We start from the raw sequence: 13,361 nt of genomic DNA, 5'->3' as shown, positions 1-13,361 counted from the left end.
ATCGCTGAGAAACGGGCAGCACTCGTTGCGCTGGTCGGCTCTCGCGGCGGACGTATTCGCCGCTACGGGATACACGCGATGCCCGAACCACTCGGCGATGATGTTTCCAGCTTCGCCGGCGCTCGACCTAGCGATGCCCGTCTCCCGAGTTTGAGGCCGCGACTGCGGCAAAGTTTGTGTTCAAGTCGAACCCAATAGCGTTGCGACCGCTCTCTACAGAGACACTTAACGTACGCCCCGTTCCGCAGAAGGGGTCGAGCACCGTTCCTCCCGGAGGGCATGAACTCAGGATTCGAGGTCGGATGAGGTCGCGCGGGAAAGTTGCGGAGTGGCCATCCTGCCCCGCCCGCACGTTTGTAGTCACCACGTCGCGTGCGCCATCTTCAACCTCAGTGAGGTCGTAGTAATAGCTCGCGCGGCCGGAAGTTGGGCGCTTGACGAAGTGGAAGAAGTGCTCGTGTGAGAGCCGCAACCGGTCGCGTTCGGGTCGCGGTGGCACATTCGGTTTGTTCCAGATGACGTCGTTCCGCAGGATCCATCGCCGGTCCTGCATCGCTATTGCAAAACGCGCAGGGATCAAAAGCAACTGCTTCTCCTGACGGAAGCCGCCGACTGGTGCTCTCCGTCGTGCGCGCTCGGTATTGCCGAGCCCTTGGCGACCGTCGTTCCGAATACTTGCCCATCGCGCGAAATATGTATCGCCGATGTTTACCCACACACTGCCACCGGGCTTGAGCGCGTGCGCTCCGCGCTGAAAGATCTCTACCAGGTGCGCGACGAACCACTCGGGCCGTGGTTCCAAGCCGAGGACTCCGCCATTCGATCGGTACCACTCGTAGGGCGGCGCGTCATCCGAGTCGTTGCCAGCTGCGACCCAGTGCTTGAGAATCTCGTGGTCATGGTCGAGCCCGTAGTCGCGCAGTCCCCAGTAGGGCGGCGACGTCAAGATCAGGTCCACCGAATTCGCAGGAATGTCGGGGAACAGATCGTACGCGTCGCCGTTTCGGACGACCCCGCTCGCGCCGCTTACCTTGGCTCTACCGTCGTGCGCGATCGTCATGGCCCAACCTTAAGGGCGATAAGGGACATCGCGTCGCGGTTGGTCCGCGAGTTCGCCGGTTCGTCGGTGAGTGGAGCTCGTGGTGCGACGAGGAGGGGCGTGAGGAACGAACTGGTGACAGGTTCGGTTTAGGCCGCGAGGGATCGCGACTCGGATAGCCTCACTTCGAACTCGACCGGGGTCAACCCTCCGAGGGTGTCCTGGGCGCGTTGCCGGTGATACTTTCGCTCGATCCAGACCACGATCGCGAGGCGCAGCTCTGGCCTCGTCGCCCACCGTTGCTGGTTGAGAACGTTGGTCTGCAGCAGCGACCAGAAGCTCTCCATCGCGGCGTTGTCCCCAGCGGCACCGACGCGGCCCATCGAGCCGACCATGTCGTGGCGGCGCAGCTCCCTGGCCATCGCCCGACTGCGAAACTGACTGCCCCTGTCGGCATGCAGAATGCAGCCCGCGACGTCCCCACGTCGGGCGACGGCGTTGCGGAGAGCGTCGACGGCAAGCTTCGCCGTCATTCGCTCACTGATGGAGTAGCCGACGATCCGGTTCGAGAAGACGTCCTTGATCGCGCAGCAATGGAGCTTGCCCTCGGTCGCCGTGCGGTGCTCGGTGATGTCGGTCAGCCATAGGCGGTTCGGCGCGTCCGCGCGGAATACGCGCTGCACGTGATCGTCGAACACCGGCGGGCCAACCTTCTTGCCCTTTCCGCGCCTGCGTCGCTGCGCCGAAGAGAGGATCCCGGCCTGGGAACACAGCTTCCAGGCCGTCCGCCGGCTCATCCGCCAGCCCGCCCTGCGGGCTTCGTCGGCGAGATATCGGTAGCCGAACGTCGGATCTTCAGCGTGGGCATCGTGGAGGGCGTTGATCCGATACGCGCGCACCACATCTGCGTCCCGAACGGGATCCTTCCGCCATCGGTAGTACGGCTGGCGGGCGAGCTTCAAGACCCGGCACGACACCGTCACGGGAATCCCCGCTTCGGCGAGCTCAGCAACGAGCGGGTAGATCATTTTCGGGAGCCACCGAGTTTCAAATTCGCCTGCGACAAATACGCCGCCGCCTTCCGCAGGACCTCGTTCTCCTGCTCGAGGAGACGATTCCGGCGACGCAGCTCGCGCACCTCGGCCGCTTGGTCTGCGGTCTGACCGGGACGAGCGCCTTCTTCGATATCGGCTTGGCGCAGCCAGTTCTGCAACGTCGCTTCGCTGATACCGAAGTCAGTGGCGACTTGCTTGAGCGTGACACCGCTCTCGCGACGTCGGGCGACCGCGACGACGTCCTCGCGGAACTCTCTGGGATAGGGACCGGGCATGATGACATCCTTCCCGTCAGCGCCATCCGGCACTAACGATCAGTTGTCACCGATTCCTTCCTCACGCCCCGACTCGCTATTCGATTGAGAATCCACGGCTGTCCGCGACGGCGTGCCAGTGTGAGAAATGCTTGCTGGCATGACGAGGCCTGTTCAAGCAGGGAAGCTGGCGTTTACGCTCAGCGGAGAGGAAGCGAATGCCCAATCACTACGAATCCGTGACCGAGGTGGAGCAGCTCCCGCGGCCCGTGCACAGTCCTTCGCACGTCCGAGAAAACGGTCACGCCGTGTTGCTGGGAGAGCAGTGGTTCTGGTTTTCCAAGCTGGAGCCCGCCTACGTGTTTGCACGTGCTGCTCGTATGGCATCGGGAATTGGAGACATGTGCATCAAGGAAGCAGCGACGGAGGTGAAGTTCAGCGAGCGACTCGGCCGCGACGTCTTTGCTCTTTACACCCTGGCCGGAAGCGGGGTCGACCAAAGTCCGGAGTGTGATCGCGACCTCGTCTCACGGTTCGTCGCCGGGTTGAACCCGCGGTCTGTGAGTTGGACGGATCCGTCATGACCCATTCGACTGGAGCGAGCGAACCCAGGCTCGGGCCCTATCGGAGCGCCGAGCGGTACGCGCGTGGAGAGATATCTCGAGAAGCGATGATCCACGCGGTCACAACTTGGACGTACGTGCCAGGCGAAACAAAGACGGAGGGCCTGCACGATGACCTTCTGAACTACGTCCCCGGGTCGTTCGATGAAGTTGACGCGGCACTCGATGACGAGCTCATTGATGAGGGCATCTACAGGGCCGCATTGGACGCCGTACTGGCTCAGGAGCGTGCTTCCTGAGTCCGCTCCCGGCCCGTTCCCGGCCCGAACGCCACGCGAGCCTTTGCCCGTGCGTCTGATCGACCCGGCTGGTCAAGCTTCCGCCAGTAGGAGAGCCGCCCAAAACCGCACGCTGACCTGGAGTTTGACGCCAGCCGGTGCGTGGGAGAAGCGCGAGAACAAGAGTGGCTCCGACGGGCGTCGATCCCGTGACCTCACGATTTTCAGTCGTGCGCTCTACCAACTGAGCTACAGAGCCGTGCGAGAAGGGAAACCTCCTCTGACGGAACGAGCCCCCTCCGAAGAGAGGGCTCGTCGCCGTGGCGACCCTGACCGGACTTGAACCGGCGACCTCCGCCGTGACAGGGCGGCGCGCTAACCAACTGCGCTACAGGGCCTTGCGTATTCAATTATGGGGCAGATCCGGTGATGCTGTTCCGTGACCCCAACGGGATTCGAACCCGTGCTGCCGCCGTGAAAGGGCGGTGTCCTAGGCCACTAAACGATGGGGCCGTAGCGGTGTCACCCGCACAGCAACCGAGGCACGAGCATAGCCGGGCCGCGACGAAACACCAAACCGGGGCGGGCGGGATGCGCGGCGCGCCGGTGCGCCCTCCGGCCCGCGGGCGGGTGCGCGGATAGGTTCGGCCCACGAGGATGCCCGAGCTGTGCACTGCTGCGCCCCCGAACGCGGGGGTGCGCGACACTGGCCGTGCCGGGCATCCGTTGTTACTGTGGTCGATGGTGCGCGTGTGAGTGTGCTGACATAACGCAACCATCGGGGGATGGAATCGTGAGAATGAGCAGGATGACCGGGCGCACCAGCGTCGGAACGACCGGGGGCGACGCCGCCCGGCCCGCTCGTCGACGCCGCCTGATGCCGCTCATCGCCGCACTCGCCGTCACGCTGCTCGTCGGCTCGATCGGCGTCACTTCGCAGGACGCGCCCGCCTTCGCCGCCACCTACCCGAGCTGGGAGGACGTGCAGGCCGCGAAGGCCGATGTCGGCCGCGCCGCGCAGGAGGCCGCATCCGTGCGCGGGCTCATCGCCGGGTTGCAGCAGCAGGTCGCCGCCGCGCAGGCCGAGTCCGAGCGAGCGGGCGACGAGTTCTTCGTCGCGCAGGACGCTTTCGACCAGGCGGACTTCGAAGCCGCGGAGCTCCAAGCCCAAGCGGACGAGGCGCAGGGCGAGGCCGATGAGTCGAGGAGACGAGCAGGACAATTCATCGCCGAGCTCACCCGAACCGGCGGGGGGGATCTCTCCGCCTCACTGTTCGGCAACCCGGAGCAGGCCGACGCACTGCTGTCCCGGCTCGGCTACGCGAGCAAGATCACCGAACTGGCCGATGGCATCTATGCGGAGGCTCGCCGAGACCAGCAGGCGGCTCAGTCGCTCAGCGATCAGGCTGCCGTCGCTCGCGCTCTGCGTGAGGAGCTCCGCGTCGCGGCAGAGGAGGCGTTCGAAGCGGCGCAGTCCGCGCAGCGGGCCACGGAGGCAGCGCTGTCAGCGCAGCAGGAGAACCAGGTTCGGCTCGAGCTCCAGTTGGAGGCCCTCGAAGGCGCGCTCACCGTCACCGAAGCTCAGTTCCAGGAGGGCGAACGGATCCGCATCGAGGAGGAGCGAAAGGCCCGCGAGGCCGCCGAAGCCGCCGCTCGCGCCGAGCGGGAGCGCGCGGCGGCGGCGGCCGCCGAGGCCGAGCGCATCCGCCGCGAGCAGGCGGCAGCCGGCAACGCCGGTTCTGGAGCGGGAAGCGCTCCTCCCCCCGCGGCGGCCGGGTGGGCGAGGCCCTCGTACGGATGGGTCTCCTCCCCCTACGGTTACCGAGTTCATCCCATCTACGGCGATCTACGCCTTCATTCCGGCACTGATATCGCTGCGGGGGCCGGTTCGCCCGTGATGGCGGTAGCCTCCGGCACGGTCACCTTCTCGGGGTACAACGGCAACTTCGGCTACTACATCCAGATCGATCACGGGAACGGCCTAACGTCGAGCTACGCGCACATGCTCGCCGGCAGCCTGCGGGTGACGGCAGGGCAAAGAGTCACCGCGGGCCAGCTCATCGGAGGGGTCGGCTCGTCCGGCGCTTCGACGGGGAACCATCTGCACTTCGAGATGCGCAGCTACGGCAGCTCGTTCGACCCCTACGCATACCTCCGAGCTCGAGGCGTGGCGGTGTAGCTGGGTCGGCTCCGCCACCGACTGCGCCGCCGACATCGCCCGGACCGCCGGCCGCACGACGCGCCCTAACTGCTCTTCACCGGCGTGTAGGCGTCGATACCGGCCTGGATGATCGCCTCGGCCTCGGCGGCGTCGCCCCAGCCCTCGGTCTTCACCCACTTGTTCGGCTCGAGATCCTTGTAGTGCTCGAAGAAGTGCTCGATCTCCTTGCGCGTGAACTCGGGGATGTCGCCGACGTCCTGGATGTGGCCCCAGCGCGGGTCCTTCGCCGGCACGGCGATGACCTTCGCGTCGCTGCCGCCGTCGTCGGTCATGTTGAAGACGCCGACCGGGCGCACGGTGACGCCCACGCCCGGGAACAGCGGGTAGTCGAGCAGCACGAGCACGTCGACCGGGTCGCCGTCGAGCCCGAGGGTGCTCTCGAAGTAGCCGTAGTCGGTCGGGTAGACGAAGGTCGTGTAGAGCACGCGGTCGAGGAAGACGCGCCCGGTGACGTGGTCGACCTCGTACTTGTTGCGGCTGCCCTTGGGGATCTCGATGACGGCGGGGTAGGCGCCCATGAACGCTCCTAGAAGAGGGGGAAGGACGGGGCACCGGTGACGGCCCCGAAGCGCCTCTAACCTTAGGGGATGCCCCCCACGAGCCCGTCGGAGCACCCCCGTCGCCCGCGGCTCACCCCCGCGCTCGCCGACGTGCGCCGCGCCGTGCGCGAGCACCTGGACGCCCTGCCCGAGGGCTCGCTGGCCCTCGTCGCCCTCAGCGGCGGAGCCGACTCCCTCGCGCTCGCCCTCGCCGCCGCCGCCGAGGCGCCCCGACTCGGTCGACGCGCGGGCGCCGTCATCGTCGACCACGGGCTGCAGGCCGCATCGGCGCAGGTGGCCGAGCGGGCCGCGGCCCAGGCGCGCGAGCTCGGCCTCGACCCGGTGCTCGTGCGCCGCGTGGTCGTCGGAACCGCCGGGGGGCCCGAGGCCGCGGCGCGCGCCGCCCGCTCCGCGGCGCTCGACGCGGCCGTCGCCGAGACGGGCGCGGCCGCCGTGCTGCTCGGGCACACCCTCGACGATCAGGCCGAGACGGTGCTGCTCGGGCTCGCGCGCGGCAGCGGCACGGGCAGCCTGCAGGGCATGAGCGCGGTGCGCGGCGCTGTGCGTCGTCCGCTGCTCGGCCTGCGCCGGGCGACCACGGCGGCGGCCTGCGCCGACGCCGGACTCGAGCCCTGGCACGACCCGCACAACGACGAGGAGCGCTTCGCCCGCGTGCGGGTGCGGCGCAGCATCCTGCCGATGCTCGAACGCGATCTCGATGCGGGCGTCGTCGAGGCGCTCGCCCGCACCGCCGCGATCGTGCGGGAGGACGCCGAGGCGCTCGACGCCATGGTCCACGAGGTCGCCGAGGAGCTCGTCGAGCTGGAGGAGGCGGGATGCTCGCTGCCCGTCGCCGCGCTCGCCGCCAACCCGCCCGCCCTGCGCCACCGGCTCATCCGGCTCGTCGCCCGCGTCGAGTTCGGCCGCGCGCTCAGCCGCGTCCAGACGCTCGAGGTCGCCCGCCTCGTCACCGACTGGCACGGCCAGAAGCCCCTGCACCTGCCCGGCATTAGGGTGGAGCGCACGGCCGGCCGCCTCGTCTTCACGGCGGCGCCCGCTGATTCCGAGGCGCGCGACCCCGGCACCCCCCGCGACACCGAACGAGGAGACTGATGGACGTCGAGGACATCCGCGCGGACCTGACCGAGGTGCTCATCACCGAGCAGGAGATCCACGCCAAGCTCGCCGAGCTGGCGCGCCGCGTCGAGGCCGACTACGCCGACAACCCGCCGCTCCTCGTGGGCGTGCTCAAGGGCGCCGTCATGGTCATGGCAGACTTCGCCCGCGAGCTGCGCATGCACGTCGAGATGGACTGGATGGCCGTCTCCAGCTACGGCGCGAGCACGCAGTCGAGCGGCGTCGTGCGCATCCTCAAGGACCTGGACACCGAGATCGCCGGCCGCGACGTGCTCATCGTCGAGGACATCATCGACTCGGGTCTCACCCTCTCGTGGCTGACCGCGAACCTCGAGTCGCGCGGCGCCCGCAGCGTCACGGTGCTCGCCCTGCTGCGTAAGCCCGAGGCGGCCAAGGTCGAGGTGCACGTCGAGTACGTCGGCTTCGAGATCCCGCCCGCCTTCGTCGTCGGCTACGGCCTCGACTACGCCGAGCGGTACCGCAACCTGCGGGCCATCGGCGTGCTCGCGCCGCACGTCTACGAGTAGCCGCGCGGGGCGGCACCGCCGTCGCTAGTCGTGCTCGGGGTTCGTCGTCTGCTGCGCCTCCCGCGCATCGGCGGAGGGCTGGTTCGGCGTCGGGGAGTCGTCGAAGCCGAAGCGCTCGCCCTCCGACCACGCCCCGGGCTGATTGCCGCCGACGGGGAACCCGCCGGCATCCTTCAGCAGGCGCGCGAGGTGCAGCAGGTTGTAGACCATGAAGGTCGTGCCCTGGTTGGTGAAGTCGGTCTGCGGGCCGCCCGAGCCCTCGTCGAGGTAGCTCGGGCCGGGGCCCACCGGGCCGATCCAGCCGGCGTCGGCCGTCGGCGGCACGGTCACGCCGAGGTGCTGCAGCGAATAGGTGATCGACGAGGCGACGTGCTTCACGCCGTCCTCGTTGCCGGTGACGAGGGCGCCGCCCACGGTGCCGTGGAAGACGCTGAGGCCGTTCTCCTCGAGCTCGGAGGAGTGGGCGTAGAGCCGCTCGATCAGCCGGCGGGTGACGCTCGACTGCTCTCCGAGCCAGATCGGGCTGCCGACGATGAGGATGTCGGCGGCATGGATGCGCGGCCACAGGTCGGGCCAGGCGTCATCGGGCCAGCCCTGCTCGCGCATGTCGGGCTGCACGCCGGGGGCCACGTCGTGATCGACGAGACGGATGATGTCGACCTCGACGCCGTTGGCCTGCAGGAGCGCGACGGCGCGGTCGAGGAGCCCCTGCGTGTTGCTGAGCTCGGGGCTGCGCTTGAGCGTCGTGTTGACCACGACGGCGCGCAGGTCGCCGAATCGGGCAGGGTCGGGCAGGATCGGGGATGCGGTGTCGGTGTTCATGCCGACACTCGAGCACGACCGCCCTCGGCCGCGGAAGGGGTATGCGCTCCCCGCGAACACCGAGGCCGCGCATAGAGGCCAACGGGTACCGTGGCCCTCTCACGTCTTCACACGAAAGGTGTGTCCACGCCCCATGGCGACCACGAAAAAGCGGTTCGATGCGAAGCGCATCTTCAAGGGCCCGTTCCCGTACATCATCATCGCGATCGTGCTGCTCTGGGTCGGCTTCAGCATCTTCAGCGCGGCCACCGGCTTCCGCACCATCACGACGCAGCAGGGCCTCGAGCTGCTCGACGGCTCGACCGTCGAGAGCGCGACGATCATCGACGGCGAGCAGCGCGTCGACCTGGTGCTGAGCGAGGAGTACGAGGAGCTCGGCACCCAGGTGCAGTTCCAGTACATCGAGCCCCGCGGTGAGGCCATCGTCGCCGCCGTCGACGCGGCGAACCTCGACGAGTTCGACGACCAGGTGCCGCAGACCAACTGGTTCACCAGCCTGCTCGGCCTCATCATCCCGTTCCTCATCATCGGCGTCATCTTCTGGTTCCTGCTGTCGAGCCTGCAGGGCGGCGGCAGCCGGGTCATGCAGTTCGGCAAGTCGAAGGCGAAGCTCGTCAGCAAGGAGAGCCCCCAGGTCACCTTCGACGACGTCGCCGGCGCCGAGGAGGCCATCGAGGAGCTGCACGAGATCAAGGACTTCCTCAAAGACCCGACGAAGTTCCAGGCCGTCGGCGCGCGCATCCCCAAGGGCGTGCTGCTCTACGGCCCTCCCGGCACCGGCAAGACCCTGCTGGCCCGCGCCGTCGCGGGCGAGGCGGGCGTGCCGTTCTACTCGATCTCGGGCTCGGACTTCGTGGAGATGTTCGTCGGCGTCGGTGCGAGCCGCGTGCGCGACCTCTTCAAGGAGGCCAAGGAGAACTCGCCGGCCATCATCTTCGTCGACGAGATCGACGCCGTCGGGCGCCACCGCGGCGCCGGCATGGGCGGCGGACACGACGAGCGCGAGCAGACGCTCAACCAGATGCTCGTCGAGATGGACGGCTTCGACCCGAAGACCAACGTCATCATGATCGCGGCGACCAACCGCCCCGACATCCTCGACCCCGCGCTGCTGCGCCCCGGGCGCTTCGACCGCCAGATCCAGGTGGATGCTCCCGACATGAAGGGCCGGCAGAAGATCCTCGAGGTGCACTCGAAGGGCAAGCCCATGGCCGAGGGCGTCGACCTCGAGGTGCTGGCGCGCAAGACGCCGGGCTTCACCGGCGCCGACCTCGCGAACGTGCTCAACGAGGCCGCGCTGCTCACCGCGCGCGAGAACGCCACGATCATCACCGACGTGACCCTCGATGAGGCCGTCGACCGCGTCATGGCCGGCCCGCAGCGGCGCACTCGCGTCATGCGCGACCACGAGAAGCTCATCACCGCGTACCACGAGGGTGGTCACGCGCTCGCGGCGGCGGCCATGCGGCACACCGACCCCGTCACGAAGGTCACCATCCTGCCCCGCGGCCGCGCGCTCGGATACACGATGGTGCTGCCGCTCGACGACAAGTACTCGATCACCCGCAACGAGCTGCTCGACCAGCTCGCCTACGCGATGGGCGGCCGCGTCGCCGAGGAGGTCGTGTTCCACGACCCGACCACCGGCGCCTCGAACGACATCGAGAAGGCCACGAGCATCGCCCGCAAGATGGTCACCGAGTACGGCATGAGCGCGAGCGTCGGCTCGGTGAAGCTCGGCGGCGGCAGCGGCGAGGTGTTCCTCGGCCGCGACATGGGCCACAGCCGCGACTACAGCGAGAAGCTCGCCGAGCGCGTCGACCTCGAGGTGCGGGCGCTCATCGAGCAGGCGCACGACGAGGCCTGGCAGGTCATCAACGACAACCGCGACATCCTCGATCGACTCGCCACCGAGCTGCTCGAGAAGGAGACCCTCGACCACAAGCAGCTGGCCGAGATCTTCACCGAGGTCAAGCGCCTGCCCGAGCGCCCGCAGTGGCTCTCGAGCGACGACCGGCCGCACCCCGACCTGCCGCCCGTGCCGATGCCGACCAAGGCACCGATCGACACCGAGGCGACCGACGGCGGCGTCGTCTCCGAGCCCGCGGGCGCGGGCGTCAGCCGCAACGAGGCCGACACCGGCACCGCATCGACGACGAGCTGACCCGAGCATGACCCCGATCGACACCTCCCGCATCGAGGCGGCGGTCGCCGAGATCCTCGCCGCGATCGGCGAGGATCCGGCGCGGCCGGGGCTCGCCACGACCCCGCAGCGCATCGCCGAGTCGTACCGCCACTTCTTCGGCGGCGTCGGCGTCGACCCGGTGCCCGAGCTCATGGACGGCGCCGAGATGGCGACCACCCCCGAGGAGCGCGGCGAGCTCGTGCTGCTGCGCGACATCGCCCTGCGCTCGATGTGCGAGCACCACCTGCTGCCCTTCACGGGCGTCGCGCACGTCGCCTACGTTCCGGAGGAGCGCATCATCGGCCTCGGCCGCATCCCGCGCCTCGTCGAGATCGTCTCCGCCCGCCCGCAGCTGCAGGAGCGCCTCGGCGAGGACGTCGCCGCCGCGCTCGAGACCGCCGTCGAACCGGCGGGCGTGCTCGTCGTCATCGACGCCAAGCACGGCTGCGTCGCCGCCCGCGGCGTGCGCTACGCCGAGAGCACCACCGTCACCGTCGCCGCCCGCGGCGTGCTCGCCGACCCGGTGCGCCAGGCGGGCGTGCTCGCCCTGATCGGCCGGAGCGAGGCATGACCCCCGTGCGCCCGCAGATCTGGGGCGTGCTCAATGCGACGCCCGACTCGTTCAGCGACGGGGGCCGGTACGGCGATCCGCTCGCGGCGGTCGCCCACGCGCGCCGGCTCGTCGCCGACGGCGCCGACGTGGTCGACGTCGGGGGCGAGTCGACCCGGCCCGGCGCCGAGCGCGTGCCGGGCGACGTCGAGCGCGGGCGCGTGCTGCCCGTCGTGCGCGCGCTGGCCGAGGCGGGCATCCGCGTCTCGATCGACACCATGAGCGCCGCCACCGCCGAGGCCGCCCTCGACGCCGGCGCGAGCATCGTCAACGACGTGAGCGGCGGCCTCGTCGACGCGGCCATGGCGCCCCTCGTCGCCGAGCGCGGGGTCGACTACGTCGCCATGCACTGGCGCGGGCACTCCACCGCCTGGGACTCCGCGAGCGAGTACGCCGACGTCGTCACGGAGGTGCGCGACGAGCTGCGATCGCGGCGGGATGCCCTGCTCGCGGCCGGCATCGCCCCCGAGCGCCTCTGGCTCGACCCGGGCCTCGGCTTCGCCAAGCAGCCGGAGCACAACTGGCAGCTGCTGCGCGCCCTCGACGTCATCGCGCAGCTCGGGCACCCGCTGCTCGTCGGCGGATCGCGCAAGCGGTTCCTCGGCGCGCTGCTGCCCGAAGGCGCGCCCGTCGAGGATCGCGACCTGCCGACCGCCGTGCTGAGCGCCCTGTGCGCCGAGGCCGGCGTCGCCGCCGTGCGCGTGCACGACGCCCGCGCCACCGATCGGGCCCTCGCCGTGTGGGCCGCCTGGAGAGGAGCAGCATGACCGCCGCACCGCAGCCGCCCGCCGACGGCATCCGCGACCGACTGACCCTCACGGGCATCCGCGCGCACGCGCACCACGGCATCTTCGGCCACGAGCGGCGCGACGGCCAGCCCTTCGTCATCGACGTCTCCCTCGCGCTCGACCTCGCCCCCGCCGCGGGCAGCGACGACATCGCCCGCACCGTGCACTACGGCGACCTCGCCGTCGAGATCGTCGAGGCCGTCGAATCCGACCCCGTCGACCTCATCGAGACGGTCGCCGAGCGCATCGCGGCCCTCTGCCTGCGCCACGCGGCCGTGCACGAGGCCACCGTCACCGTGCACAAGCCCGAGGCACCCATCCCGGTGCCCTTCGACGACGTCTCCGTCACCATCACCCGGGGCCGCGCATGACGACGACGCTCGCCGTCGTCGCCCTCGGCAGCAACCTCGGCGACCGCGAGGCGACGCTCGGCAGCGCCGTGGCCGCGCTCGACGCGCTGCCCGAGTGCCGCATCCATTCGGTGTCGTCGTGGCACGGCACCGTCGCCGTCACCGTCGACGGGCCCGACCCCGCCAAGCCCGCGTACCTCAACGGGGTGGCCCTGCTCGAGACGGGGCTCGACGCGTTCCAGCTGCTCGACGGGCTGCGCGCCATCGAGCAGCTGCACGGCCGCGAGCGCCACGAGCGCTGGGGCGACCGCACCCTCGACCTCGACCTCATCGCCTTCGGCGAGCTCGAGATCGACAGCGCCGAGCTGCAGGTGCCGCACCCCCGCGCGCACGAGCGCGACTTCGTGCTCGCCCCCTGGCTCGAGGTGCAGCCGGATGCCCGGCTCACCGGTCGCGGCGACGTCGCCGCCCTGCTCGCCGCCCTGCCCGGGCCGCCCGCCCCCGCGGCCGAGGGGCCGCCCGCGTGACGCGCACCCGGCCCCTGCCGCTGCTCGTGCTCGCGGCGATCGGCTTCGCCGCCGCGTTCCTGCTCGACGTCGTGCTCGCGATGCAGGGACGACCGGTGCTCGTGCCGCCGGTCTCGCTCATCGTCGCGCTCGTGCTCATCGCCGCGGGCCTCGTCGCGCTGGCCTGGCCGGTGCACCGCGCGGCGCAGGGCGAGCGGCGCATCGACCCCTTCTACGCGATGCGCATCCTCGTGCTCGCGAAGGCGAGCGCGCTCGGCGCCGCCCTGCTCACCGGGGCCGGCGCAGGAATCCTCGTGTACCTGCTCTCGCGCGCGGTGGTGCCGATAGGGTCGAGCGTGACCGCGGCGGCGAGCCTCGTCGCGGCGGCGGCGCTCCTCGTGGCCGCACTGGTCGCCGAGCACTTCTGCAGCCTCCCGCCGGAGGACGAGGATCAGGACGAGGCCGCGGCAGCAGCATCCTGAAGCAT

At 69.7% G+C, this 13,361-nt stretch carries 14 protein-coding genes and 3 tRNA genes; 10 read left to right on the top strand and 7 right to left on the bottom strand.

Going from position 1 to position 13,361, the window contains the following annotated elements; genetic code table 11:
- Positions 1-127: 127 nt before the first annotated feature.
- Both HGB54_RS11535 and HGB54_RS11530 read right to left on the bottom strand, forming a co-directional pair.
- Positions 128-1,060, bottom strand: a complete 933-nt coding sequence (locus tag HGB54_RS11535) for a DNA-methyltransferase (RefSeq protein ID WP_168916536.1) — start codon at positions 1,058-1,060, stop codon at positions 128-130.
- Between the two features lie 128 nt (positions 1,061-1,188).
- Positions 1,189-2,369 (bottom strand): IS3 family transposase gene (locus HGB54_RS11530; RefSeq protein WP_407663490.1). Its coding sequence is split into 2 segments (ribosomal slippage): positions 1,189-2,100 and positions 2,103-2,369, totalling 1,179 coding nucleotides; the frame shifts between segments, so codons are not numbered across the junction.
- A gap of 197 nt (positions 2,370-2,566) precedes the next feature.
- On the opposite strand from HGB54_RS11530, the gene HGB54_RS11525 reads away from it, so the two are divergent.
- Entirely contained in the window at positions 2,567-2,932 is a 366-nt protein-coding gene (locus HGB54_RS11525; RefSeq protein WP_168916535.1) for a hypothetical protein, read from the top strand.
- A 443-nt stretch (positions 2,933-3,375) separates the two neighbouring features.
- Here HGB54_RS11525 and HGB54_RS11520 read toward each other — a convergent pair.
- From HGB54_RS11520 to HGB54_RS11510, 3 genes are all read right to left on the bottom strand, one after another.
- Positions 3,376-3,448: transfer RNA gene (locus HGB54_RS11520), tRNA-Phe, on the bottom strand.
- 62 nt (positions 3,449-3,510) lie between these two features.
- Positions 3,511-3,587: transfer RNA gene (locus HGB54_RS11515), tRNA-Asp, on the bottom strand.
- Positions 3,588-3,629: 42 nt separating this feature from the next.
- A tRNA-Glu gene (locus HGB54_RS11510) sits at positions 3,630-3,702 on the bottom strand.
- Positions 3,703-3,997: 295 nt separating this feature from the next.
- Between HGB54_RS11510 and HGB54_RS11505 the strand changes: the two genes are divergently transcribed.
- A complete protein-coding gene (locus tag HGB54_RS11505; protein WP_168916534.1) occupies positions 3,998-5,368 on the top strand; it encodes a M23 family metallopeptidase in 1,371 nt (456 codons plus the stop codon).
- 65 nt (positions 5,369-5,433) lie between these two features.
- Here HGB54_RS11505 and HGB54_RS11500 read toward each other — a convergent pair whose 3' ends face one another.
- Positions 5,434-5,928: an inorganic diphosphatase gene (locus HGB54_RS11500; protein WP_168916533.1), complete on the bottom strand. Its 495-nt coding sequence runs from the start codon at positions 5,926-5,928 to the stop codon at positions 5,434-5,436.
- A 69-nt stretch (positions 5,929-5,997) separates the two neighbouring features.
- On the opposite strand from HGB54_RS11500, the gene tilS reads away from it, so the two are divergent.
- Together tilS and hpt are read left to right on the top strand one after the other, a co-directional pair.
- Complete coding sequence (gene tilS, locus HGB54_RS11495) at positions 5,998-7,062, top strand: tRNA lysidine(34) synthetase TilS (protein WP_168916532.1); 1,065 nt, start codon at positions 5,998-6,000, stop codon at positions 7,060-7,062.
- Positions 7,062-7,613: a hypoxanthine phosphoribosyltransferase gene (gene hpt / locus HGB54_RS11490; RefSeq protein ID WP_168916531.1), complete on the top strand. Its 552-nt coding sequence runs from the start codon at positions 7,062-7,064 to the stop codon at positions 7,611-7,613. Before tilS ends, hpt begins: the two co-directional genes overlap by 1 nt.
- 24 nt (positions 7,614-7,637) lie before the next feature.
- On the opposite strand, the gene HGB54_RS11485 is transcribed toward hpt, so the two are convergent.
- Positions 7,638-8,435 (bottom strand): flavodoxin family protein, encoded by a 798-nt coding sequence (locus HGB54_RS11485; RefSeq protein ID WP_168916530.1) that lies wholly within the window; start codon positions 8,433-8,435, stop codon positions 7,638-7,640.
- 133 nt (positions 8,436-8,568) lie between these two features.
- On the opposite strand from HGB54_RS11485, the gene ftsH reads away from it, so the two are divergent.
- Genes ftsH through HGB54_RS11455 form a run of 6 tightly spaced genes read left to right on the top strand, consistent with a single transcriptional unit; the run spans position 8,569 to position 13,356 of the window.
- Positions 8,569-10,599, top strand: a complete 2,031-nt coding sequence (gene ftsH / locus HGB54_RS11480) for an ATP-dependent zinc metalloprotease FtsH (RefSeq protein WP_168916529.1) — start codon at positions 8,569-8,571, stop codon at positions 10,597-10,599.
- A 7-nt stretch (positions 10,600-10,606) separates the two neighbouring features.
- On the top strand, positions 10,607-11,191 hold the full coding sequence (folE, locus tag HGB54_RS11475; RefSeq protein WP_168916528.1) for a GTP cyclohydrolase I FolE: 585 nt from the start codon (positions 10,607-10,609) through the stop codon (positions 11,189-11,191).
- Entirely contained in the window at positions 11,188-11,997 is an 810-nt protein-coding gene (folP, locus tag HGB54_RS11470; protein WP_168916527.1) for a dihydropteroate synthase, read from the top strand. The genes folE and folP overlap by 4 nt, the downstream gene beginning before the upstream one ends.
- On the top strand, positions 11,994-12,389 hold the full coding sequence (folB, locus tag HGB54_RS11465; protein ID WP_168916526.1) for a dihydroneopterin aldolase: 396 nt from the start codon (positions 11,994-11,996) through the stop codon (positions 12,387-12,389). Before folP ends, folB begins: the two co-directional genes overlap by 4 nt.
- Positions 12,386-12,895: a 2-amino-4-hydroxy-6-hydroxymethyldihydropteridine diphosphokinase gene (folK, locus tag HGB54_RS11460; protein ID WP_168916525.1), complete on the top strand. Its 510-nt coding sequence runs from the start codon at positions 12,386-12,388 to the stop codon at positions 12,893-12,895. Before folB ends, folK begins: the two co-directional genes overlap by 4 nt.
- A complete protein-coding gene (locus tag HGB54_RS11455) occupies positions 12,892-13,356 on the top strand; it encodes a DUF3180 domain-containing protein (protein ID WP_168916524.1) in 465 nt (154 codons plus the stop codon). The genes folK and HGB54_RS11455 overlap by 4 nt, the downstream gene beginning before the upstream one ends.
- Positions 13,357-13,361: the final 5 nt, after the last annotated feature.

The sequence above is a fragment of the Microcella flavibacter genome (assembly GCF_012530535.1).
GTDB classification, from domain to species: Bacteria; Actinomycetota; Actinomycetes; order Actinomycetales; family Microbacteriaceae; genus Microcella; species Microcella flavibacter.
The sequence above is the reverse complement of the archived record's forward strand: the minus strand, read 5'-3'. Positions and strand labels throughout refer to the sequence as shown.